Below are 25,375 nucleotides of genomic sequence, written 5' to 3'. Positions count from 1 at the left end.
AGAAACTGGCAGAAAATTTAGACGACTTTAAAAGAACCACTTTCAGGATTAAAAGTAATAGTATCTTTCGGAAAAAGGGAATCAAACTTTTTAGCAGCAATTAGTGCATCTGGAGTATTAAAATGACTTGTATTTTTATCTAGAATTAAAATTTTATCGCATAATTGCAAAGCAACTTCTATTTCGTGTGTTGTAAATAGAATCGTCTTTTTAGTTTTATGCGCTATGTTTTTTAATAGTTTTAATATAGTTGCCTTGTGGTACAAATCTAGGTGAGATGTTGGTTCGTCTAACAAAATAATAGAGGTGTCTTGTGCCAAGGCTCTGGCAATCATTACTTTTTGTAATTGTCCGTCACTAAGTTCATAGCACTTTTTGTGCTGTAATTCTTCAATTTGAACCAAAGAAATAGCTTCTGTAATTTTTTGTTTGTCAGTTGCTGTTAAAGTACCTATCCAATTGGTGTATGGTTGTCTTCCTAGGGCAATGACTTCTAAAGAAGTTAAGTTTTTAGAGGCTATTTTTTCTGTTAAAACAACGCTTATTTTGGCAGCTAATTGTCCTGGTTTGTAGTCGTTAATTTCAATAGTATCAATACTAATAGTACCACTAAGTTTTGGTTGTACATTACCCAAAGTACGCAGCAAAGTAGATTTTCCTATGCCATTTATACCAACAATAGCAGTTAATTCCCCTTTTTGCAAAGCAAAATTAATATCCTTAGAAATAACATTTTGTTGTTTCTTGGAGCTGTAACCAATGCTTAGGTTTTTTACTTCTAGGGCTGTATGCTGTTGTTCTTTTTCGATGTTTTTTGTTTTGTAAATTACCTAAACCAAAGTTATAAAGTAATTTTTTTTATTCGTTTAAATTTAGATATTCTTTTCAATATAATTATTAAAGCTTTTAAAGGGAATAATAGACTCAATTTCAGATATTGACTTTAGTTTATGTACTAATCCAAATAAGCAAATGGTAATTAATACAGCAAAGACAATTGCTATTTTTGTAGTTCCCATATTAATTATGGGTAATAAAAGAATATTAGGAACATATATGTAATCAAAAAGTTGATTTTCAATAATGTGAGCAGAGTAAAAAGAATACCCAAAAATTAAACTTACAATCAAAACTGCAAACATTTGTGATTTAGCGTATATGAATACATTTGGTTTTTTACTTTTGTATTCTGCATTATGAATATCAATTTTTAAATAACTAAATATTTCTTTTTTTATGTTTTCGTCTTTAATAACTATTTCTTCTTCAGATTCTTTACCATAATAAATTGAAATTTTATGTTTTCCTTTTTGTGTTTCAATTTTCTTAATATATGAATATGGGATACTAAAAATTCCTTTTAAAAATGAAAAATCAGTAGTTTCAGAATTTAATTTGGATATTGATTTTTCATCCGGATTACCAATAAAGATACAACTGTCTTTTATTAAAATAAGTTTATTGTATTTAGCATTTTCTTGCTTCCAAAATTTAAACATAGCTTTTGAATTTTTGCTAAAATACCATTTTCTTTTTACGTATTAACAGCCAAATTACTACAGGCGCACCAATAATAGAGGTAATAGCGTTTATGGGCAAAACATAAGCACTAGATGGTAATTGTGCAATTGTATCGCATAGGAGCATTAAAATGGCTCCGTAAAGAAGTACAGCAGGAATTAGTATTTTATGATTTGTGGTATTAAATACTTGTCTGGTTAAATGTGGTACAGCCAATCCTATAAAAGCAATAGGGCCCGCAAAAGCAGTAATACCGCCAGCTAATAAACCTGTAGCTAGTATAATTAAAAAACGTTGTTTTTTTATATGCACACCTAAACTACGCGCATAGTTTTCACCCAATAAAAAAGCATTTAAAGATTTAATAGTAAAGATGCTTATAAAAATTCCTGTACCAATTATAATAGCTAATAAGCCTAATTGTGACCAAGATAAGTTACCAAGACTACCAAAAGACCAATAAATGTATTGTTGCAATTGTTCTGCATCTGTAAAGTACGATAATACACTAACAATTGCAGCGGTAATGCTCCCAAACATTAAGCCAATAATTAATAGAGCCATAGTATCTTTTACTTTGGCAGCAACAACCATTACCGATAATAGAACTAGAAAACTACCCGTGCTAGAAGCTATAGCTAAGGTTACATTATTTACAACACCGAATGTAAAAATACCTGACAACATAGAAGCTCCCATAATTAAAATAGCAGCACCTAAACTAGCACCAGAACTAATACCCAAAACAAATGGGCCAGCAAGTGGGTTTCTAAATAATGTTTGCATTAACAAACCGCTTAACGCTAAGCCACCACCAGTTAATATGGCTGTTATTGCTTTGGGTATTCTGTAATTCCTAATAATATAACCCCAAGATTCTTTTTGTAATTCGCCCCCAAAAATAGCACTAATAGTATCTGTAAAGGGTATAGTTACAGACCCAAAACTGATGCTAATACAAAAACATATTACCAGTAAAACAAGTAATAGAATAAATGCTAATGTGTATTTTTTTTGATGCAACACCTTATTGTAGCGGTTTAAAAAATGTAGTCTTATATTCCGGTAAAACGTCTGGGTGAAAAATAGAAATAAGGTCTTTTAATACCAAGTCCGGCCTATTAGGAGCAAGCTCAAAAAATAGTACACCTCCAGTTTCTCCTTTAACCAATGTGATAGTATATATTTTTTTATTTTTATAAGCATCAAACTGGGTATAATGCTCACTAGATTCTGCAACTTCTTTATAACTAGAGTTGCTAGATGGCGATATCCAAAAATCGGCTTTGCCAGCTTTATCAAAAACACTTTCTACACTTAAACCAACACCACCAGTTTCTTCTAAATTGCTCCATAAATAATTAGAGTTAGCATCTTTTAAAAACTGAGCCATCCAACTTTTTCCGCCAGCTACGTGCCATAAATCTTTGTACAAACCACCAGTTAAAACACTTGGTCTATTGGTTGCTTTTTTAGCGAGTTCTTTAGCTATATTATAATTGGTTTCTATAGTTTTAAAAATAGAATCGGCTTTTGCCTCTGTATTAAAAAAAGGAGCAAAAAATTTAATCCATTCTGCTTTGCCAAGTGGAGTTTCCTCTGTCCAATCGCCATTAAAAACAACAGGTATATTAGAGCGTTGTAAAGTGCTGTATGTTTTATTGTTGTTATCTATACCAAAACCAACAACAACGTCTGGATTTAGTGCAATAACCATTTCGGTGTTTAAAGATTGGTTAACACCTAATTCTTCAATTTTACCAGAATTTACCAAGGTTCTAGCAGTAGGGGAAGATATATAATCTGTATTAGGAAAACCAACTAGCTTGTCTAAAACACCTAAAGCTTCTAAAGCAGGTATGTGTGTTGTAGATGTTACAACTAGTTTCTGCACAGGAACAGTTACAATGGCATCATAATCGTCTTTATTTAAATTAATACTAGCGGCTTTTTCTTTAGGAACAAGTGCATACGTAAAAGCAGATTCTGCTTTTGGCCAAGGAGAGGTAATTTTTAAAATAGTAACGCCATTTGCTTGCTTTTCTATGGTAAAACCTTTTGCGTAATTAAGGTCTACTTTACTAGGTTTTACAGTAGTTGTAGGTAATGGTTGCTGTGTTTTTTCTTTGCAAGAAGCAAGTATAAAAAAACAACTTAAAAGAACAATTTTTAAAATTTTCATTGATGGCGAATTAAAGTCCAAAAGTAGTGTAATTTACATTTGAATGAAAAAATTGAGTAAAAAGGATTACTTTTGCGCCGAATTTTGGTTCTAACTACCTAGTGTAGTAAGATTAAAAGGGAATTTGGTGAAAATCCAAAACTGTTCCCGCAACTGTAAGCTAAGTTTACCAAGGGTAAATGCTTTTTGTAACTACAATCCACTGTTTCACTAGTAACGGGAAGGAAGACAAAAAGACGCAAGTCAGGAGACCTGCCATATTTAGTACCAGTTTATATAAAAATCCTCGGGTTAAGGATGTTTAAATTATTATGATGAATAAAAAATATTTGTTTTCTGCATTGTGTTTTTTCACAGTCTTATTTTCTTTTGCACAAAAAAAGGATAGTGTTGTTGTTTTAGATGAAGTTATTTTAACGGATGCTAAATTGTCTCAGTTTTCTGTAGGTAATAAAAAGCAGGTTTTAACAGATTCCGTTTTAAGCAAGACCAATTCTTTTACAGATTTACTAAGGTATAACAGTACAATTTATTTTAAAGAAAATGGCTATGGTATGGTTTCTTCGCCATCTTTTAGAGGAACAAATGCGCAACAAACAGCAGTTATTTGGAACGGAATAAATATAAATTCCCAGTTAAACGGCCAAACCGACTTTAATACCATTGTAACCTCTAATTACAATAATGTTACTGTAAAAAGTGGTGGTGGTAGTGTACAGTATGGTAGTGGTGCCATAGGAGGTAGTATTCACCTAAATAATTCTTTTAACTTTAAAGAGCACTTAGATAACGAACTACGTATAGGTTATGGTAGTTTTGATACGCAAAGCACAAACTATAAACTTTCTTTAGGTTCTAAAAAGTTGTCACTTAATCTTGGTTTAAATTATAACTCATCTAATAATGATTATAAATACTTGGGAACAGACCAAAAAAATGAAAATGGAGCTTATGAAAACGGAAACGTAGATCTTAGTCTAGGGTATTTAATTTCAGATAACAATATTTTAAAACTATACCAAAACACGTATTTGGGTTCTAGAGATTTTTCAGGAACGTTATTAGCAAATTCTAACGAGAATTATAAAAACACCAATGTTAGAACAATGTTGGAGTGGAGTAATTTTAACGATAAAAAAATTAGCCGTTTAAAGGTGGCACATTTGTATGAAAGATATAAGTATTATGCAAATAAAGATAGACCAGAATATGCATTTGGTTATGCTAATTCTTATTTGTTTAATTATGATTATAAATACACTTTTTCTAATGTAGTTTTAAATGCAATTATAGATAATAATTACACAGATGTAATTGGTAGAAATATAGAAGAATCTAATAGAAACATTACATCAGTATCTATTTTAATGCAACATAAACTAACAAACAAATTAAAATATAGTTTTAATGTTAGAAAAGATTATACAAGTGATTTTTCTAGTCCGTTTTTGTTTGTTTTTAGCGGAGCGTATAATATATCTAAATTATATAATGTAACATTAAGCGCCTCTAAAAATTATAGAATTCCCACTTTTAACGACACGTATTGGGTAGGAGCAGGTAATAAGGATTTAGTACCGGAAACATCTAAACAAGTAGAAGTTGGCAATTATTTTAATTTAAAAAATGTTCGTTTTAATGTCATAGGCTATTACACAAAACTATCTGAAATGATACAATGGAGACCTATTGCAGGAGAAGGTTGGATACCTGTTAACGTAAAAGATGTTACACAGTATGGAGCAGAAGCAGAAGCAGCTGTAACAAAGCACCTAGGGCAAAGTAAATTGGTATGGTTAACTAATTACGCATATACAAAATCTATAGACGATAGTAACGACAAGCAATTAATGTATGTTCCTTTACACAAGATAACATCTAACCTAGCATTTAGTTATAAAAAAGCTGAAGCTTACATACAATTATTAAGAAACGATTTGGTGTACACAACTACAGATAATAGCAGCGAGTTACCTGGGTATACCGTTGCAAATTTAGGAATGAGTTATGATGTTGTAAAAACAGCTAAAAACACAACTTCTCTGGGATTAAGAATTAATAACTTATTTAATAAAGAATATCAGAACACGGCATTTAGACCTATGCCTAATAGAAACATAATGGTTCAACTAACAACTAAATTTTAATACTATGAAAATGAAAGGTAAAATAGCAGGAATACTCGCTTTAGGATTTTTAATTATTTCTTGTGAGAGCGATGATAATTCAGTAGACCTGCCAAAAGGTGCATATGATAACGGAATTTTAATAACAAACGAAGGCGCTTTCTCTGGCGGAACAGGAACTATCAACTATATTTCTGATGACTACTCTACTATGGAGTCAGAGGTATATAAGAAAGTTAATAATGAAGATTTAGGTACAATAGTACAATCTATAGGTTTTAATGATGATGAAGCATATATTATAGCAAATGTTTCTAATAAAATTTCAATTGTAAACAGAAATACGTTTGAAAAATTAGGGGAAATTACAACAGGACTTAATAATCCACGTTATTTTGCTGTTTCTAACGGAAAAGGCTATGTAAGTAACTGGGGAGATACTGCAGATGAAAATGATGATTATATTGCAATTATTAACTTAAGTAGTTTTGCAATAGAAGGTACTATTCCTGTAGTTTTAGGTCCAGAAAAATTATTAGGTAAAAATAATGTTTTATATGTAGCGCATTCTGGTGCTTATGGTACTAATAATAAAGTTTCTGTAATTAATACTATTACAAATGAACTATCTAACACTATAGAAGTTGGTGATGTGCCTAATTCTATGCAAATAGAAGATGGTTACTTATGGGTATTAGCTAGTGGAAAACCTAGTTTTACTAAAGATGAAACAGGAGGTGTTTTATCTAAAATTAATACAAGAGATTATAGTGATATCGTTAATTATACATTTGGTGCTACTGAGCATCCAGGTTCTTTAGGTTTAGATGATGATGAATTTTATTATGGCCTTGGAGGTAATATCTACAAAATGGATATTGAAGACACAGAATTACCTACTGCAGCATATATAGAAAGTATTAGTTATTATAATATGACTATACACGACGATAAAATGTATGTAACAGACGCTAAAGATTATGCAAGTAATGGATCTATATCTATATACGATTTAGAAACAAAACAATTAGAGCAAACTTTTGATGTTGGTCTTATACCAGGCGGAGTTTATTTTAACTAAGAACCTCACAATTACCCATAAAAAAAGGCTCACTATTTAGTGAGCCTTTTTGTTTTCTAGCCTTTAAGTAAAATATTACTTACTAGTAGGTTTAATATCATTTGGCATAATATACATTTCTGAGCTAAACTTAGGGTATTTTACACCTTTTGTAACTTTAGCTGCGTTTGTATCTTTCTGTAAATCAAATTTAGCAGCAGTACCAAGCATATCATCTAATGCAACACGTAATAAAGGGTCAGTAGTATCACCGTAAGGTTTAATGTTTTTGTAATATTGGTATTCTATAACTTCTATTTTTGGTACAAAACCATCGCCATAATCGTTATTTCCTTCTTTGTTAAAAATTTGAAAAACAATTGGCTGCATGCCTATAGTATGTTTTGTGCTTCTGTTGTCTGTATCAGTATAAGGTTCATCTCTACTTCCTTTAGGAGCATCTACAATAGTGGTAGAACCTTCATTTTTACCTGTAGTTTTTTCACCAATAACTGTAACTGGGATATAAGGCCTAAGGCCGTTTATAATCATTTCACTAGCAGAAGCTGTTCTCTCTGTACCTAAAACATAAAGTCTTGTAATTCCCGTTAATCTATTCATATCAGTAGCTCCTGTATAATCTCCAGAAATTTTATCGTACAAGAAAACATCTTGAAAAAATGGGTATGTACTACTATTAGCAGCATCTCTTTTTGCGTTGTATTTTAATTCTGCAAAAATTTCACCATTAGTGCTATTTGTTTCAGCTGTAGCTTCACCGTAAATCATACTTGCTAATAACGCAGATGTTAATACAGAACCACCACCATTGTATCTAAAATCTAAAATAAGTTCATTTACTCCAGCTGCTTTTAATTCTCCAAAAGCATCGTTTAATTCTCCGTTGTACGTACCACGGAAACCTTCGTAAACAAGGTAGCCAATTTTACGTCCGCCTTCTTCTATCACACTTGTATGTAATACAGGATTTATAGATAAAGTTGCAGCAGTAATTGATTTTTCTTCAGTTTGTGTTAATGCATCAGTCTCAGAAACAGTGGCTAAACCTAATGTTACACTTTCTTGAGTGTATAGTTTGTTGATAATAATATAATTATCAACAGTCATTATTTCTCCATCAACTTTAGAAATAATATCACCTCTTTTTAATCCAGCAGCTTCAGCAGGAGAACCTGCAGCAACAGAACCTATAACTTGTACTACGTTATTAGTGCCACTAACTTGTACTAGAGGCCCTCTAGTAATACCGTAAGTTGTGCTAATACCATTAAAACTTGCTAATTGCTCATCTACATCATCAATAAACCAAGAGAAATCATCTTTTTCTGTATATTTTAAAGCATCAAACAATTCCTCAGGACCACTATAACCATTTAAATATGTATAAAACGCATCTTGGTCATCATCTTTTGTATCTGCTAATGCACTAACATTTGGTTGCCAATAGTACCAATGGTTAAGTCCTTTCCAGATAAACTCGTTTATTTCGTTGTTTAATTTTATCTCTCCTGTTTTAACATCTCCTCCGTCGTCATCATTTTTATCACAGGCAGATAAGAATAATATCAACCCAGATAATAGAAATACTGTTTTTTTCATAATAGTTATTTATTTAGTGTAAGAACAATGTTAGTCTCAATTATTGTTCCATAATTTTACATATATATTAGGTATAGTAGATATACGTTATATATAGTGTGTCGGTTTACAATGCTGTAAATTACTGACATCTTTTATAAAAAAAAACTTTTTTGTAACAAAAACTGTTATCCATCGTCTTCCTTATATAGACATTAGTACTAGTGTTTGTAGCAACAACCAAACTAAAAATGAAACAAACAGAATTTCTAAATGTAGTAATGCCTTTTAAAGACAAGCTCTTTAGGTTAGCTAAGAGATTGCTTGTTTCTACAGAGGAAGCAGAAGATGCCACCCAAGAGATACTGCTAAAATTATGGTCTAAAAACGACCGGATGAAACAGTATGCAAGTGTAGAAGCCTTTGCCATGACAATGACAAAGAACTTTTGTTTAGACAGGTTAAAATCTAAACAAGCAAGTAATTTAAAGTTGGTACATAGTAATTACACAGACGGGAGTGCTTCTTTACAACGCCAAGTAGAAGCACAAGACAGTGTAAACTGGGTAGAAAAAATAATGGAGAGTTTACCAGAACAGCAAAAAATGGCATTGCAATTGCGAGATGTAGAGCAATATAGTTTTGATGAGATTGGTAAATTACTAGAGATGACACCTGCAGCGGTTAGAGTGGCATTGTCTAGAGCAAGAAAAACAGTGAGAGAAAAATTAATTGAAAAGCATAATTATGGAATTGCATAATATAGAAAAATTAATAGAAAAGTATTTAGAAGCTACCACAACGGTTGCCGAAGAAGAAGCATTAAAAGCCTATTTTTTAAAGGGTGATGTTGCTCCGCATTTAAAAGAGTACACAGCAATGTTTACATACTTTTCTGTAGCTAAAGAAGAAACATTTACCAAGCAGGTGCCATTAAAACCTAGAAAAAGAAATTATAAATGGTTATCCGTAGCAGCAGTAGCAGTTTTAGTATTTGGTATTTATTACGGTAATGATTACCGAGAGCAAAAAGAGGCAGAGTATGTTTTACAACAAACAAAAAAAGCATTTAGTCTTATAGCTCAAAACTTAAACAAAGGCACCGAAAAACTGGTTTACCTTAATAAATTTGAAGAAGCAAAAAACAAGATTTACAAAACAAATTAAAATTAAATTATGAAAAAATTATTAATCATAGCAGTATTAACTGCATTACCATTTACAGGATTTTCACAGTCAATTTTTGACAAGTTCGAGGATTTAGATAACGTATCATCTCTTATCGTAAATAAAAGTATGTTTAATCTATTAACAAAGATAGATGTAGATGTTAATGATAAAGAAAATCAAGAGTATATAGATATAGCTAAGAGTATTAGTAGCCTAAAAGTTTTTATTACAGAGGATAGTAAAATAGGAACAGATATGCTTACCACAATGAAATCTTACTTAAAAACAGCTTCTTTAGAAGAGCTTATGCGTGTAAAAGATAAAGAGGCTAATATTAAATTTTACATAAAAAGCGGTAAAGATGAAGATCACGTGAGTGAACTTTTAATGTTTGTTAGTGATATACAAAATGCAAAAGTTGATGGTCGTAAGGTAGAAACAGTTTTAGTATCTATTACGGGAGATATAGATTTAAATAAAATAGGTTCATTAACAAGTAAAATGGGTTTACCAGAGCAATTAAAGGAAGTTAAAAAATAATAATATTCACAAACTAACAAGGTTAGAAAAGTTAGCCTTGTTAGTTTTCATAATTAACATACATCAATATGAAAAACAGTATAAAACACATAGCAGCAGCATTAATTTTGTTGGTTACATTAGGCTCTTGTTCTTCTAATCAAAGTTTACAAGAGTATTACGTAGATAGTAATGAAAACGAGAATTTTTTATCTTTTGATATTCCTACGAGTATCTTAAATATAGCAACGGCAAATTTATCTCCAGAAGAGAAAAAAGCAGTAGAGTCAATAAAGAAAGTGAATGTTTTAGCATTTAATAAGACTACAGATAATGTAGCTTCTTATAAAGTAGAAAAAACAAAAGTAAATGCTATTTTGGGTGATAAAAAATACACTCAGTTAATGAAAATTAACTCTAAAATGGCAAAGGGCGTAGTTAAGTTTACAGGAGAAGAAGATGCAATAGACGAGGTTATTGTTTATGGCTATAAAGATGATAAAGGTTTTGCTCTAATCCGCGTGGTTGGCGATAATATGAATCCTGCTTACTTAGGAAAATTTATTTCCGCTATGGAAAAGTCAGACATAAATGAAGATGATTTTAAAGGTCTAGGAAATATTTTTGGAAAGTAATATTTTTATTTTGTTATAAAACCCTGTTTAACATAGCTAAGCAGGGTTTTTTGGTGTTAAATGCTAAAATGTTAACAATTGTTAATCTAGATTTATTTTTATGTTAGATACATTTTATATCTTGTACCCAACATTAACTATTTAAACATTAACAATTATGCAAGAAAGTGCAGAAATTATTGAGGAGACTGCGGGCACGGCTGGTCTATGGATGACTAAAGGAATTGATTTTGTAACAGATTATGGTCCCAAAATTTTAGGAGCTATAGCAATTTACTTGATTGGTTCATGGGTTATAAAAAAGCTTGCTGGTGCTGCCCGAAAAGTATTAAGTAAAGGAAATTACGACGAATCATTACAACGATTTTTATTAAATCTTTTATCATGGGGATTAAAAATCTTTTTAATCATTATGGTAATATCAAAACTTGGTGTAGAAACTACAAGTTTTGCAGCTATTCTTGCAGCAGCAGGTTTAGCAATTGGTTTAGCACTACAAGGATCTTTAGGGAATTTTGCAGGAGGCGTTTTAATTATGATTTTTAAGCCATACAAAATTGGAGATTTAGTAGAGGCACAAGGTGTTTTAGGAAATGTAAAAGAAATTGAAATTTTTACAACTAAATTAATTACACCTCAAAACAAATTAGCAATAGTACCTAATGGCGCAATGGCAAATGGTAATATTATTAATTACACCGCAGAGGGTAAAATGAGAGTAGATACCACTGTAGGTATTGGTTATGGAGAGGATATGAAGAAAGCTAAAGAAGTGCTTTTAGAAATGCTTGTAGCTAACCCTAAGGTTTTAAAAGATCCTGCACCATCTGTAAACGTAGAGGCATTAGCAGATAGCTCTGTAAATTTAGCAGTGCGTCCGTTTTGTAAGCCAGAAGATTATTGGGATGTATATTTTGCAACTATTGAAGGTTCTAAATTAGCATTAGACAAGGCTAAAATTGAAATTCCTTATCCACACGAAGTACAAATTAACAAATAAGACAATTTGTTTCTTTATATAAAAGACCGCTATATGCGGTCTTTTTTTTGTTCAATTTTAAGGAAACAAAAACAGTACATAAGGTTATCAACAATTAATAGTAATCGTTAATAATAAGTTAATATTAGACCAGTAATTTTAATTGCTATTAAATGTAGTTTTACCAGCAATAAACCTATATGAAAAATGATGAAAAATTACTTTAAAGTATTCGTTTCCATTGGAATGCTGCTTTTGACGGCTTTAGGCTATTGTCAAGTGCCAGCATACTACAACGGAACAGATGTTACACAAACGGGTGTTAACTTAAAAACCGACTTATCTAGCTTAGTTACAACAACACAAAATACTGTACTAAGTTACACACCAGGCGTATGGGACGCTTTAAAACAAACAGATTTAGATCCGGCAAACTCTACTAATGTATTGTTGGTTTATGGGTATAATGATAGCGATTCAAATACCACTACAGACCGTACAAGAAGTAAAAACAGTAATGGCGGTGGCGTTGGCGATTGGAACAGAGAACACGTTTTTCCAAAATCGTTAGGAAATCCAAATTTAGGAACGTCTGGTCCAGGATCAGATGCACACCATTTAAGATCTTCAGATGTACAATTTAACTCGTTACGTAACAACCACCCTTTTGGTGCTGGTAGTGGTAATGCCGGTTTAATGGGCGGTAACATCTGGTACCCAGGAGATGAGTGGAAAGGAGATGTTGCTAGAATGATTTTGTATATGTACGTGCGTTACGGCAACCAATGTTTGCCTATAAATGTTGGTACAGGCACCACCACATATAGTGCGGATGTTCCAGATATTTTTTTAGAATGGAATGTGCAAGATCCAGTTTCTCAAGTAGAAGTTAATAGAAACGTATTGTTAGAAGGTATTCAAGGAAACAGAAATCCTTTTATAGACAACCCTGCTTTTGCAACTTCTATTTGGGGCGGACCACAAGCAGAAAACAGATTTAATAATATAAGCTCAGATACAGAAGATCCAACTGCACCCTTAAATTTAGTTGCAGCAAATACTACAGAAACAGAGACACTTTTAAGTTGGGATGCTGCTACAGATAATGTAGGTGTTACAGCATACCAAATTTTTAATGGTAGTACTTTGGTTGGTGTGGTAAGCGGAACAACTTACCAAGTAACAAACTTAACAGCTAACACAACGTATACTTTTGCGGTAAAAGCAATAGACGCTGCAAGTAACACATCTGTAAATAGTAATACAGCTTCTGTTACAACTTTAGAGGGTACGGTAGTAACACCGCCAACAGGAGATTATATTGTTTTTCAAGGGTACGAGAGTACAGCTACGGACAACTGGAACTATACAACATCACCAAATAATTGTAATGATGGTGGTAGTGATGTTTGGGATGTAGTAACTAGCGTAGGATCTATAAGTACAGCTAATACAGGTGCTAATTTTTTTGGTATTAGAGATTTAGATGGTAATTGTGGTACTGCAGATGGTGGTACATTAACTTTTGATGCTATAGATGTCTCTACTTTTACAGATGTTAGTTTGTCTTTTGCTGTTAATGTTGTTGGTTATGATGTAACTAATGGTGATACAATTAGCTATGAAATTTTTCACGATGGTACTTCTCAAGGAGTGCAAGTTGTAACAGTTGGTAGTCCATACAGCACCGCAGACTGGGAACAAATTAAAGCTTCAGTTCCTAATACGGTTTCTTCCGTAAGTTTAAAATTATTTGTAAAACAAAACGGAGGTAGTGATTACGCAGGTTTTGATGATGTTCGTTTAGAAGGTACTTCTTCTGCACCAGTAACGTCTCCATCAATTTTAATAAATGAAATAGATGCCGATACACCCGGTACAGATACACAAGAGTTTGTAGAGTTGTTTGATGGCGGAACAGGAAACTCGGCTTTAGATGGTCTTGTAATGGTTCTTTATAATGGCTCTAACAACCAGAGTTATGCCGCTTATGATTTAGATGGATATGCAACAGATGCTAATGGTTATTTTGTAATAGGAAATGTAGATGTACCAAATGTAAGTTTGGTTATACCAAGTAATGGGTTGCAAAATGGAGCAGATGCTGTTGTTATATATTCCGGTGATGCTTCAGATTTTCCAAACGGTTCTGATATTACTACAGATAATATAGTTGATGCCGTTGTGTATGATACGAACGATAGTGACGACGCAGAATTATTAGTTTTGTTAAATGCAGGTGAAACTCAAGTTAACGAAGGTGGAGCAGGAGATAAGGATAATCATTCTTCTCAACGTATATTAAACGGAGCAGGAGGAGCACAAAACACCGCTACTTTTGCACAAGAAGCGCCAACACCAGGAGCAGCAAACGGACAGGTCGTAGTTGTGCCACCAACAGAAGCATCAATCTTAATAAACGAGTTAGATGCAGATACAGCAGGTACAGATACACAAGAGTTTGTAGAGCTATATGATGGCGGAGCAGGAAATACAGCTTTAGATGGTAAAGTTTTAGTTTTTTATAATGGCTCTAACAATCAAAGTTATGCTGCTTATGATTTAGATGGATATGCAACAGATGCTAATGGTTATTTTGTAATAGGAAATGTAGATGTGCCAAATGTAAACATTGTAATACCAAGTAATGGCTTGCAAAACGGTGCAGATGCTGTTGCTTTATATACGGGTGATGCAACAGACTTTCCAAACAATTCTGCAATAAGTACAACAAACCTTTTAGATGCTTTAGTGTATGATACTAATGATAGCGATGATGCTGAGTTACTAGTATTATTAAATACAGGTGAGGCACAAATAAATGAAGATGGTTCTGGCGATAAAGATGCACATTCTTTACAACGTTATACAAATGGTTCTGGTGATGCGTTAAGCACTGTTACTTATGTACAAGCGTTACCAACACCAGGAGCATCTAACACAAATGCTACAGAGCCAATTACGTTAGTTATTAACGAGGTAGACGCAGATACAGCAGGTACAGATACACAAGAATTTGTAGAGTTGTATGACGGAGGTAAAGGAAATACGGCTTTAGATGGTTTTGTTTTAGTACACTACAATGGATCTAATAATCTAAGTTATGCTGCTTATGATTTAGATGGATACACAACTAATGCGGAAGGGTATTTTGTAATGGGTAATGTAGATGTACCAAATGTAAGCTTAATAATGCCAAGTAATGGCTTGCAAAACGGTGCAGATGCAGTTGCCTTGTATGCAGGTAATGCATCAGACTTTAGTAAAGTGGCTGTAACTACAACTAATTTAATAGATGCTTTTGTGTATGACACTAATGATAATGATGCTACAGAATTATTGGTTTTGCTAAATGCAGGTGAAGCTCAAATTAATGAAGATGAATTAGGTAATAAAGACGGACATTCATCACAACGTTTTCCAAACGGACAAGGAGGAGTAAGAAACACAGCAACGTACACGCAAGCTATTCCGTCTCCAGGAACAGAAAATGGAGCTGTAATTCCGCCACCAGCTGTTATTAGTATAGCAGCTGCAAGAAATGTTGCAGATGGTGAAGTGGTTACTGTAACGGGAGTATTAACTGTTGCAGATGCTTTTGCAGGTTCTGCTTACATACAAGATACAACAGGGGCAATTGCCGTTTTTGATGCTTTAGTGCATGGAGAAGGTGTATTTATGGTAGGTGATTCTATTACTGTAACAGGTACTAGAAGCGCTTTTAATGACCAGTTACAAATAGCAACGGTTACCAATGTAGAGGATAATGGTACGCCAACAAATGCAATTACACCAATAACAGTTACATTAAGTGAGTTGGTAAATCATCCGGCAGAATTGGTACGTGTTATGAATCCTGTTTTTCCTAAGCCAGGAGATATTCTTTTTGGGAATTCTAATTACACTATAACAGATGCATCTGGTAACGGATCACTTCGTATAGATAATGATGTAGAAGCACTAGTTGGTTTAGGTCAGCCTAATACTTGTACAGAAATTACAGGTGTAGTTGGTCGTTTTTATGAAAACTACCAATTGCTACCGAGATCTGCAGAGGATATGCCGTGTGCAGGAGAATATGTACCACCAACAATTCCGGTACAAATAGGAAAAGACAAAACGTTAGATGTGGTAGCTTGGAATATAGAGTGGTTTGGAGATGAAGCAAACTCACCTGCTGCAGGTAACCCAATGTCAGACGCTATACAGAAAGACAGTATAAAAGCTGTTATTATTAAGTTAGATGCAGATATTTATGCTGTAGAAGAAATTGCAGATGAAGTTTTGTTTACTCAAATGGTAAGTGAGCTTCCTGGGTACGACTATGTACTTTCACCAGCAGTTTCTAGACCTAACGATCCTGGTGTTAATCAAAAACTAGGATTTATCTACAATACAACAACTGTAAATGTGGTAAACACAAAAGTATTGTTGCAAACTATTCACCCATTATACAATGGAGGAGATGATTCTGCTTTGGTAAATTATCCTAACACAACAGATCGTTTTTATGCAAGTGGTCGTTTGCCATTTTTAATGACGGCAGATGTAACTATTAATGGAGAAACAGAGCAAATTAATGTTGTTGCTTTACACGCCAGAGCAAATAGTGGTACAGATGCACAAGATAGGTATGATATGCGTAAGTATGATGTTGAGGTGTTAAAAGATACTTTAGATGTACAATATGCAGACAAAAAACTTATTTTGTTGGGAGATTATAATGATGATGTAGATGCAACAGTTGCAGATATTACAACAACTACAACGTCTAGTTTTAATGCTTACGCTACAGATGAGGTTAACTATAACATAGTTTCAAAAACATTAAGTGACCAAGGTTTTAGGTCATATGTGTTTAGAGAAAATATGATAGACCATATTACCATAACTAACGAGTTAAACGAAAATTACATAGCACAATCTGCTCGTGTACATTATGAGTTTTATGATAGTGATTATCCTAATACGGTATCAGATCACTTTCCGGTATCTGCGCGTTTTCAGTTAAAAGGACTAGAATTAGTACGTATTACGTCCACAGATGTTACTTGTGGCACGGCTACAGATGGTACAGCTACAGTAGTTGTAGAAGGTGGTGCAAAACCATATTCTTATGAATGGAGTAATGGCGATACTACAGAAACTGCAACTAACTTAGAGGCTGGTGCGCATAGTGTAATTGTTACAGACGCTTTAGGTAATGAGGTTACTGAAGATTTTAGTATAATTGCACCAGAAGCTATAACGGTTTCTGTTTCTGATAACACTAAAGTTTACTTAGGATATAACTCGTGTACTACTTTAAATGTAATTGCTGTAGAAGGTGGTGTTGCTCCATATAGTTACGAGTGGAGTAACGGAGAAACTACGCAAGATATTAGTGCGTGTCCAGAAACAACTACAACATACATAGTTACTGTTACAGACGCCAATGGTTGTTCTGCAACTGCAGATGTTACTGTAGAGGTAGAAGATGTAAGGTGTGGTAATGCATACAGACCAGGAGTTGAGGTTTGTTACAGAGGAAAATCTTACTGTATGTCTTCATGGGCAGCCGCAGTTTTTGTAAAGTATTATGGTGCAACATTAGGTTCTTGTAATGCGTCAGAACAGGTGTCTATTACCAATTTAAGATTGTATCCAAACCCATTTAGAAACTATTTAAATATTCAGTTAGATAGTAATATGGACACAAATGCAGACTTTATAATCTATAATTTTTATGGTAGAAAAGTGTTTAGTACACAAGAGCAGCTTACAGCTGGTAAGTCTAACTTAACGTATAATTTAAGTTATTTAAGACGTGGAAAATACTTTTTAAAAGTAAGAGTAAATGGTGTTACGCAAAAAGCAAGATTGCTTATAAAGCGTTAAGCAGACTATAGATAAAATAAAAACCCATCAATTTAAATATTGATGGGTTTTTGCTTTGTATTAGGTATGTAAAATCTAGTACTAAATACCAGTATAGTTACTAGGTGTAATAGCTTTTAATTCGGTTTTAATAGCATCAGAAACTTCTAGTGTATCTATAAAGTTAGCTATAGAATTCTGGTTAATTTTCTCGTTAGTTCTAGTCAAGCCTTTTAAAGCTTCATATGGGTTAGGATATGCTTCACGACGCAATATAGTTTGTATAGCCTCTGCAACAACAGCCCAATTGTTTTCTAAATCTTGCTCAAATTTTTCTTTATTAAGCAATAACTTATTTAAACCTTTTAATGTAGAGCCAAAAGCAATCATTGTATGTGCAAAAGGTACGCCTGCGTTTCTAAGAACAGTACTGTCTGTTAAATCTCTCTGTAGTCTAGAAATAGGTAATTTGGCAGATAGGTGCTCAAAAATAGCGTTTGCCATACCTAAGTTTCCTTCAGAGTTTTCAAAATCTATAGGGTTTACTTTATGTGGCATAGCAGAAGAACCAACTTCACCAGCTTTAATTTTTTGCTTAAAGTAATCCATAGACACATATGTCCAGAAGTCTCTATCTAAATCTATAATTATAGTGTTTATACGCTTAAGGGTGTCAAACAAAGCAGCCATATGGTCATAATGCTCTATTTGTGTAGTAGGGAAAGAGTGTTGTAAGTCTAACTTTTCTTGCACAAACTGCTGTCCAAATGCTCTCCAATCTATAGATGGGTATGCAACTTTGTGGGCATTAAAGTTACCAGTTGCACCGCCAAATTTAGCAGCACTTGGTACATCGTTTAATAAATTGAATTGTTCTTTTAAACGAACTACAAAAACCTCTATTTCTTTTCCTAAACGAGTAGGAGAAGCTGGTTGTCCGTGCGTTCTAGCAAGCATAGGTATTTCTGCCCATTCTACAACCAAAGTTTCTAGTTTATCTACAACATCAAAAAACATAGGTACATAAACCTCATTCATAGCTTCTTTTATAGAAAGCGGAATAGCGGTATTATTTATGTCTTGTGATGTTAAACCAAAATGTATAAATTCTTTAAATTTCTCTAAACCAAGTTTGTCAAATTCTTTTTTTATAAAGTACTCAACAGCTTTTACATCGTGATTTGTAACTTTTTCTATCTCTTTAATGGCTTGTGCATCTTCAGTAGAAAAGTTCTCGTATATAGAACGTAAGTTTTCAAATAAAGAAGTATCAAAAGATTCTAATTGAGGTAGCGGAATTTCGCATAACGCAATAAAATATTCAATTTCTACTCTAACTCTGTATTTTATTAATGCTTCCTCAGAAAAAAAAGGACCTAGAGCATCTACTTTGTTTCTGTATCTTCCGTCTATAGGAGAAATAGCATTTAATTGGTTTAAAGACATCTGTTTTTGAATTGATTTTTAAAAGCTGCAAATATAGTCAAAAGTTGAGTTATATGCCTATCTATAAGCTGTTTTCTATGCTTGTTTTTAGGACGAAACAACATCAAACTAAAAAATAATTTATTTAATTTTTGCTAACGTTAAACGTGCTCTTGCTTTGTATGCTGCTGTACCTGTGTGGTAGTTTTTTTCTAAAATACTACGTAAGTCTGGGTATATCCAATTGTATTTTTGTCCTAGGAGTAAAAGGCTTGTCATAGAATATGCTTGTGTTGCTACTTTGTGGTCGCCAATAAGCCAATCAAAACAAGTGGTAGTAATTTGTTCTAGGTGATTTTCTTTAAGCTGTTCTTTGATGTTATTCTCTTTTTTTGAAAAATACTGTAGCATCAAAATTTCACATATTTTAGCGCAGGGTCTAATACTAGATTCTAGCTTTAAAGATTTTAATTCTTTTGCAAATGGAGTAATCACCGGAAAAATAATAGTAGTATTTTCTTTAACAGCAAACTCCAAAACCCAGGCAGCTTTGCAAGAAATGGGGTCGTTAACAGAGTGTACTATATCTAGTAGGTCAGAAACCAAATAGGGGTGCTCTAAAATAACACTGGAAATTTGTTGCCTTTTTTCTTTAGAGTGATTAACACTACTTTTTAGCCACGAATATAATTCTGATTTAGTCACAAAAAATTGTACTTTGCAATTGTAAATTTAACAGGATGAAAATACTAAAAAAAATACTAGTAGCGCTTTTAGTTGTTTTAATTGCAATGCAATTTTATAGACCAGAACAGAATAGCGCAGAAACCGATTTAAAAACCGCGTTTTTAACAGAAACAAACCCCTCTAAAGAAGTACAAAAAATACTAGCAGCAAGTTGTTTTGATTGCCATAGTAATACTACAGCATATCCTTGGTATAATAACATAGCACCTGTATCTTATTGGTTGGCAGATCACGTTAAAGATGGTAAAAAACATTTAAATTTTTCTGACTGGAAAAATTACTCTCTAAAGAAAAAAGATCATAAATTAGAAGAGGTAATAGAAACTATAGATAGTGGCGAAATGCCTTTAGACGAATATACGTGGACACATAGTGAAGCAAATTTATCTACAGCACAAAAAGAAGCAGTTATTAGTTGGGTAAAAGATACTAGAGCATTGTATCAATTAAAGATGAAACAAGAGTAGGTAACCCATTTACTGCGGTTTTGCTTATTATAGTTAAGTTATTAAAGTCTGTTTTTTTAATACTTGGCTTAGGGTCTATAAAGTATATTGGAGTGCCATTAGGTACATAATGTACTAAACTAGCAGCCGGATACACTTGCATAGAGGTGCCAATAATTATTAAGATATCTGCGGTTTCAGTTATTTTTGCAGCTTTTTCTAATAAAGGAACTTCTTCTCCAAACCAAACAATATGTGGTCTTAATTGATTTCCGTTTTTAGATACATCTCCCAAGTTTAAGTCTTTTGTCCAGTCAGTTACATCAGATTCTTTTTTGGTACAACGGGCTTTTAGAAGTTCGCCGTGTAAATGCAATACATTGTTGTTGCCTGCACGTTCGTGTAAATCATCTACGTTTTGGGTAATTACCGTTACATTAAAATGCTTTTGTAATTCTGTAATAGCTGCATGTGCTTTATTAGGAGTAACACTTAATAATTGTTTTCTTCTTTGGTTGTAAAAATCTAAAACAAGAGTTGGATTTGCAGCAAAACCTTGCGGAGAAGCTACTTGCATAACATTGTGACCTTCCCATAGACCATCTGCGTCTCTAAATGTTTTAATACCACTTTCTGCACTAATTCCGGCTCCAGTTAATAATACTATATTTTTCATTCTAATTATATTCAGTTTTTTATAAAATTAAACTTTTCTTTTTATATTGGTCTTTATGACAGACACTAAACTATTAACGTATTTAGAAAACATTATAAGTGACGAACGTAAACAGCGTTTTCTAGATATTTTAGAAGATAGAACCAACCAAATAACAGTAGCGGTAGAAGACGTTTTTCAAATGCATAATACGAGTGCAGTTGTTAGAAGTTGTGATGCTTTTGGTGTACAAACAGCACATTTAATAGAAAGTAAATACAGTGAACGTTTAGATAAAAATATAGCAATGGGTGCGCAGCAATGGGTAAGTACCCCAAGATATAATACAACAACAGATTGTATAGATACATTGCGTAAAGACGGTTATAAAATTATAGCAACATCTCCGCATACAGATTCTTATTTGTTAGATGATTTTGTAATTGATGATAAAATAGCACTCTTCTTTGGAACAGAAAGAAGTGGGTTAAGTCAAGAAGTACTAGACAAAGCAGATGGATTTGTAAAAATACCTATGGTAGGTTTTAGCGAGAGCTTAAATATATCTGTATCCGCAGCAATATTATTGCAAAGCCTAACAGCAAGACTAAAAAAATCGGCTACGAATTGGCAACTTACAGAAGCCGAAAAACTAGAAGTTAGATTAGAGTGGACTAAAAATTCTATTAAGAGTATTGACGAGATTTTAGAGCGTTATTATAAAGAAAACTAGACAGTTATGTGGCATTAAAACTTACAATTTGTTATCCTTTTTTTTTGTACATTGAAGAACCAATCAAAACCAAAAACCAAATGATGATAGCAATTTACATAGTCGTAGGGCTATTGATACTAGTTGCAATTTTAGCACTAGCTGCACCCAAAAGCTACAACGTATTTAGATCTATAGATATTTCTAAACCAAGAAAAGAGGTTTTTAATTATGTGTTACTGGTGAAGAACCAAGAAATATGGTCGCCCTGGGCAAAGAAAGATCCTAGTATGGCTCGTAAATATATAGGTGTAGATGGTACTGTAGGTTTTGTTAGTTACTGGAACGGTAATAAGGAGGTAGGGGAAGGCGAACAAGAGATAACTAATATTTTAGAAAGCGAACATATAGAAGGTGAATTGCGTTTTTTTAAACCATTTAAGTCTATTTCCAATTGTTATTTTAAGATGTACGATACGGGAGAAAACAAAACTAAAATTACTTGGGGCTTCTCAGGAAAAAATGTTTTTCCGATGAGTATTATGATGCTTTTCATGAATATGGATAAAGTGGTGGGTAAAGATTTTGATGAAGGCTTACTAGCCTTAAAAAATGAGCTAGAACGCAATTAATTAGCTCTAGTAGCGCAATCTTCTAATTTAGCTATAGTTTGCTTTGCGATCTCTTTTGATCTTAAATGATAGTATTTTTTAGATTCACTTAAAGACGTATCCATAAGTTTTAACTCGTTTTTATGATAAATCTCTTTCGCTAATTTATATGCTTCTTTACAGTTTTCTGTATCTACAACCATTTTTTTCATAGACTTTTCAAACGGAATTAAAATACTATCTACAGCAGCATATAACTCGTTATTAGGAGACTTAGAAATGAGTTTACTTTTTCTGCTAAAATTAGCAATAGCAATTATGCCAGAGTTAATACAATCTTCAGCTTCTTTTGTTAATGCTTTAGCTGTTTCAAAAGAATTTGTTTTTGTTACCTCTTTTAATAGGTTTAATCCTTGATTAACATCTTGCGTAGCATCATCACAATTACAATCTTCTAATTGCTTTTCTAGTTTTTGTACTATTTTAATGGCTTTGTACGCGTGGTATTTAATTGTATTTATGTCCTTTGCTAGTACAGCTTTATTTGTTTGCTTTAACACAACACCTAAATTAGACTTAACTAAATCACAGGTAGTATTTACAACAAAAGAACACAACAGAAGTGCTGTTGCTAGTAGGTATAATATTTTTGTTTTATGTATCATTTTTAAGGTTTTGGGGCACCCTTAAGTACAGATTCAATAGCAATATAATGCGTAATAAAATGATAACCTTTTATTATCGTTAAAGGGACGAAAAATCCTAATGATGTGTTATTTTACAAGGATTCATCAATTAAATATGGTATATTCAGTCTCTTAAAAAAACTAAACCTTACACAAGTGCGGAACGTAGATATAAAAAAATATAAGGCATCAGAAAAATTAAAACTGTCTAACCAACCAACGGTAGAAACTTTTGGAGAATCTGATAAAAAATTAAAAAAGGAATTAGAGGAAATTAGGGAAGAGTTAGGAGATTTTCAAGATACTTTATATGCGCATGGTAAATACAGTGTTTTAATTTGTTTGCAAGGAATGGATACTTCGGGGAAGGATAGTCTTATTCGTGAAATTTTTAAAGATTTTAATGCTCGTGGTGTAGTTGTGCATAGTTTTAAAGTGCCAACAGAACTAGAACGTAAACACGATTATTTGTGGAGACACTACATTGCGCTACCTGCAAAAGGTAAGTTTGGTGTTTTTAATAGAACCCATTACGAGAATGTTTTGGTAACACGTGTGCATCCGGAATATATTATGGGCGAGCATATACCAGGTGTACATAGCGTAGCAGATATAGATGATGCTTTCTGGGCTAAAAGATTTGAACAAATAAATAATTTTGAAAAGCATATAGCAGAAAACGGAACTTTAATTTATAAGTTTTACTTGCATTTATCTAAAGAAGAGCAACGTCAAAGGTTATTGCGTAGACTTGATCTTAAAGAAAAAAACTGGAAATTTTCTCCAGGAGACTTAAAAGAACGTAAACTGTGGGACTCTTACCAAGAGTATTATGAAGATGCTATAAATAAAACTTCTAAAACGCACGCTCCTTGGTATGTGGTACCAGCGGATAATAAAAAAGGAGCACGAGTAATTGTAGCATCAATATTACTACAAGAATTAAAAAAGTATAAAGATATTAAAGAGCCGGAATTAGACGATAAGATAAAGGCAAATTTAGAACTATATAAAACTCAACTAGAATCAGAATAGAATGAAGAAATTAACCTTAGTATTCCTTTTTATATGCGCAACCGTTTTCTCGCAAACCGATGACGAAAAACAACTTAGAGCTATTTACGATGCATCATTAACAGATGGTATGTCTTATGGTTGGTTAGATCATTTGTCTAATAGAATAGGAGGGCGTTTATCTGGGTCTATAGAAGCAGAACAAGCAGTAAATTACACTAAAAAAGAATTGGATAAATTAGGGTTAGATCGTGTGTATCTACAACCTGTAATGGTGCCAAAATGGGTGCGCGGTATAGCGGAATATGCAAATATTTTATCTGAAGATGGTACTTCTACAAGTGTGCCAATTTGTGCGTTAGGAGGTTCGGTGGCTACTTCTGGTTTAGGTCTAAGAGCAAATGTAGTGGAAGTAAAAGGTATAGATGAATTACAAACTTTAGGTAAAGATAAAATTTCAGGTAAAATAGTATTTTTTAATAGACCTATGAATCCTAAAGATATTGTAACATTTACAGCCTACGGTGGTTGTGTAGATCAGCGTTATTCTGGTGCCGCAGAAGCGGGTAAATATGGAGCAGTTGGTGTAATAGTACGTTCTGTAAATTTACGCTTAGACGATTATCCACATACGGGTTCTATGAGTTACGGAGATACTCCTGTGAAAAATAGAATACCTGCAGCAGCAATTAGTACTAACGGAGCCGAGTTGCTGTCTATAGCATTAAAATTAAACTCAGAGACAAAATTCTTTTTTAAGCAAAATTGCAAGCAATTAGAAGATGTACAGTCTTACAATGTAATAGGAGAAATAAAAGGAAGTACATACCCTAATGAAATTATTGTAGTAGGCGGACATTTAGATTCTTGGGATTTAGGAGATGGTTCTCATGATGATGGTGCTGGTGTTGTACAAAGTATGGATGTATTACGTTTAATAAAAGCATCGGGTTATAAGCCAAAGAGAACTATTAGAGCTGTTTTGTTTATGAATGAAGAAAATGGTTTACGTGGTGGCAATAAATATGCTGAGGTTGCAAACAGTAAAAATGAAAATCACATATTTGCTCTAGAGAGTGATGCTGGTGGTTTTTCGCCAAGAGGTTTTTCTTTTGATTGTTCTGATGATAATTTTGAACAAGTAGATAGTTGGAGGAATTTGTTTAAACCTTACTTAATTCATTTATTTGAAAAAGGAGGTAGTGGAGCAGATGTTGGTCCGCTTAAAAAAGATAATATGGTTTTAGCTGGCTTACGTCCAGATTCTCAGCGTTATTTTGATCATCATCATGCGGCTAATGATACTTTTGAACACGTAAATAAAAGAGAATTAGAATTAGGAGCCGCAACTATGACCAGCTTAGTGTATTTGTTTGATAAATACGGTATTGTAACATCAAAAAAGATAAAAGGATAATAACAAATTCTTAAA

22 protein-coding genes and 1 riboswitch are annotated in these 25,375 nt (G+C 33.0%); of the genes, 13 read left to right on the top strand and 9 right to left on the bottom strand.

Annotated features, from left to right (window positions below; translation table 11 throughout):
- Positions 1–17: 17 nt before the first annotated feature.
- The 4 genes from M4I21_RS16340 to M4I21_RS16325 form a co-directional block, all read right to left on the bottom strand.
- Positions 18–809 (bottom strand): ABC transporter ATP-binding protein, encoded by a 792-nt coding sequence (locus tag M4I21_RS16340; protein WP_249560351.1) that lies wholly within the window; start codon positions 807–809, stop codon positions 18–20.
- Between the two features lie 63 nt (positions 810–872).
- Positions 873–1,499: a hypothetical protein gene (locus M4I21_RS16335; RefSeq protein WP_249560297.1), complete on the bottom strand. Its 627-nt coding sequence runs from the start codon at positions 1,497–1,499 to the stop codon at positions 873–875.
- Positions 1,500–1,515: 16 nt separating this feature from the next.
- On the bottom strand, positions 1,516–2,547 hold the full coding sequence (locus M4I21_RS16330) for a FecCD family ABC transporter permease (RefSeq protein WP_249560296.1): 1,032 nt from the start codon (positions 2,545–2,547) through the stop codon (positions 1,516–1,518).
- 1 nt (position 2,548) lies between these two features.
- The gene (locus M4I21_RS16325) at positions 2,549–3,703 is read right to left on the bottom strand and encodes an ABC transporter substrate-binding protein (protein WP_249560295.1); all 1,155 of its coding nucleotides are present in this window, start codon (positions 3,701–3,703) and stop codon (positions 2,549–2,551) included.
- 68 nt (positions 3,704–3,771) lie between these two features.
- Positions 3,772–3,977, top strand: a riboswitch (cobalamin riboswitch).
- 37 nt (positions 3,978–4,014) lie between these two features.
- On the opposite strand from M4I21_RS16325, the gene M4I21_RS16320 reads away from it, so the two are divergent.
- Positions 4,015–5,850, top strand: a complete 1,836-nt coding sequence (locus M4I21_RS16320; protein ID WP_249560294.1) for a TonB-dependent receptor plug domain-containing protein — start codon at positions 4,015–4,017, stop codon at positions 5,848–5,850.
- 4 nt (positions 5,851–5,854) lie between these two features.
- Positions 5,855–6,910 (top strand): YncE family protein, encoded by a 1,056-nt coding sequence (locus tag M4I21_RS16315; protein WP_249560293.1) that lies wholly within the window; start codon positions 5,855–5,857, stop codon positions 6,908–6,910.
- Positions 6,911–6,985: 75 nt separating this feature from the next.
- Here the strand turns inward: M4I21_RS16315 and M4I21_RS16310 are convergent, their stop codons facing one another.
- Positions 6,986–8,509: a GFO_1087 family putative carboxy terminal peptidase gene (locus tag M4I21_RS16310; RefSeq protein ID WP_249560292.1), complete on the bottom strand. Its 1,524-nt coding sequence runs from the start codon at positions 8,507–8,509 to the stop codon at positions 6,986–6,988.
- 230 nt (positions 8,510–8,739) lie between these two features.
- On the opposite strand from M4I21_RS16310, the gene M4I21_RS16305 reads away from it, so the two are divergent.
- The 6 genes from M4I21_RS16305 to M4I21_RS16280 all read left to right on the top strand — a co-directional run bounded on the left by M4I21_RS16305 (position 8,740) and on the right by M4I21_RS16280 (position 17,668).
- The gene (locus M4I21_RS16305; protein ID WP_249560291.1) at positions 8,740–9,249 is read left to right on the top strand and encodes a GFO_1088 family ECF-type sigma factor; all 510 of its coding nucleotides are present in this window, start codon (positions 8,740–8,742) and stop codon (positions 9,247–9,249) included.
- Positions 9,236–9,655 carry a PG0215 family putative anti-sigma factor gene (locus M4I21_RS16300; RefSeq protein ID WP_249560290.1) on the top strand — a complete coding sequence of 140 codons (420 nt, stop codon included), beginning with the start codon at positions 9,236–9,238 and terminating at the stop codon, positions 9,653–9,655. Before M4I21_RS16305 ends, M4I21_RS16300 begins: the two co-directional genes overlap by 14 nt.
- 9 nt (positions 9,656–9,664) lie before the next feature.
- On the top strand, positions 9,665–10,198 hold the full coding sequence (locus M4I21_RS16295; RefSeq protein WP_249560289.1) for a GFO_1090 family protein: 534 nt from the start codon (positions 9,665–9,667) through the stop codon (positions 10,196–10,198).
- A gap of 68 nt (positions 10,199–10,266) precedes the next feature.
- Positions 10,267–10,812, top strand: coding sequence for a GFO_1091 family lipoprotein (locus tag M4I21_RS16290; RefSeq protein WP_249560288.1), 546 nt, complete (start codon positions 10,267–10,269; stop codon positions 10,810–10,812).
- A 157-nt stretch (positions 10,813–10,969) separates the two neighbouring features.
- Positions 10,970–11,812: a mechanosensitive ion channel family protein gene (locus M4I21_RS16285; protein WP_249560287.1), complete on the top strand. Its 843-nt coding sequence runs from the start codon at positions 10,970–10,972 to the stop codon at positions 11,810–11,812.
- Between the two features lie 186 nt (positions 11,813–11,998).
- Complete coding sequence (locus M4I21_RS16280) at positions 11,999–17,668, top strand: endonuclease (protein ID WP_249560286.1); 5,670 nt, start codon at positions 11,999–12,001, stop codon at positions 17,666–17,668.
- An 81-nt stretch (positions 17,669–17,749) separates the two neighbouring features.
- Here M4I21_RS16280 and purB read toward each other — a convergent pair whose 3' ends face one another.
- Both purB and M4I21_RS16270 read right to left on the bottom strand, forming a co-directional pair.
- On the bottom strand, positions 17,750–19,093 hold the full coding sequence (purB, locus tag M4I21_RS16275; protein WP_249560285.1) for an adenylosuccinate lyase: 1,344 nt from the start codon (positions 19,091–19,093) through the stop codon (positions 17,750–17,752).
- Positions 19,094–19,213: 120 nt separating this feature from the next.
- Positions 19,214–19,777 (bottom strand): adenylosuccinate lyase, encoded by a 564-nt coding sequence (locus tag M4I21_RS16270; protein WP_249560284.1) that lies wholly within the window; start codon positions 19,775–19,777, stop codon positions 19,214–19,216.
- A 35-nt stretch (positions 19,778–19,812) separates the two neighbouring features.
- On the opposite strand from M4I21_RS16270, the gene M4I21_RS16265 reads away from it, so the two are divergent.
- Positions 19,813–20,286, top strand: coding sequence for a heme-binding domain-containing protein (locus M4I21_RS16265; protein ID WP_249560283.1), 474 nt, complete (start codon positions 19,813–19,815; stop codon positions 20,284–20,286).
- Here M4I21_RS16265 and M4I21_RS16260 read toward each other — a convergent pair.
- A complete protein-coding gene (locus M4I21_RS16260) occupies positions 20,249–20,941 on the bottom strand; it encodes an SIR2 family NAD-dependent protein deacylase (protein ID WP_249560282.1) in 693 nt (230 codons plus the stop codon). The two genes, M4I21_RS16265 and M4I21_RS16260, sit on opposite strands and share 38 nt — an antisense overlap.
- Positions 20,942–20,996: 55 nt before the next feature.
- On the opposite strand from M4I21_RS16260, the gene M4I21_RS16255 reads away from it, so the two are divergent.
- Together M4I21_RS16255 and M4I21_RS16250 are read left to right on the top strand one after the other, a co-directional pair.
- Positions 20,997–21,653 (top strand): TrmH family RNA methyltransferase, encoded by a 657-nt coding sequence (locus M4I21_RS16255; protein ID WP_249560281.1) that lies wholly within the window; start codon positions 20,997–20,999, stop codon positions 21,651–21,653.
- Between the two features lie 83 nt (positions 21,654–21,736).
- Positions 21,737–22,264, top strand: coding sequence for an SRPBCC family protein (locus M4I21_RS16250; protein WP_249560350.1), 528 nt, complete (start codon positions 21,737–21,739; stop codon positions 22,262–22,264).
- Here the strand turns inward: M4I21_RS16250 and M4I21_RS16245 are convergent.
- A complete protein-coding gene (locus M4I21_RS16245; RefSeq protein ID WP_249560280.1) occupies positions 22,261–22,908 on the bottom strand; it encodes a hypothetical protein in 648 nt (215 codons plus the stop codon). The two genes, M4I21_RS16250 and M4I21_RS16245, sit on opposite strands and share 4 nt — an antisense overlap.
- 177 nt (positions 22,909–23,085) lie before the next feature.
- Here M4I21_RS16245 and M4I21_RS16240 point away from each other — a divergent pair, with 177 nt between their 5' ends.
- The gene (locus M4I21_RS16240; protein WP_249560279.1) at positions 23,086–23,964 is read left to right on the top strand and encodes a PPK2 family polyphosphate kinase; all 879 of its coding nucleotides are present in this window, start codon (positions 23,086–23,088) and stop codon (positions 23,962–23,964) included.
- Between the two features lies 1 nt (position 23,965).
- A complete protein-coding gene (locus M4I21_RS16235) occupies positions 23,966–25,360 on the top strand; it encodes a M28 family peptidase (protein ID WP_249560278.1) in 1,395 nt (464 codons plus the stop codon).
- Positions 25,361–25,375 lie beyond the last annotated feature (15 nt).

Source organism: Cellulophaga sp. 20_2_10 (assembly GCF_023476645.1).
In the GTDB taxonomy this organism is placed as follows: Bacteria; Bacteroidota; Bacteroidia; order Flavobacteriales; family Flavobacteriaceae; genus Cellulophaga.
The sequence above is the reverse complement of the archived record's forward strand: the minus strand, read 5'-3'. Positions and strand labels throughout refer to the sequence as shown.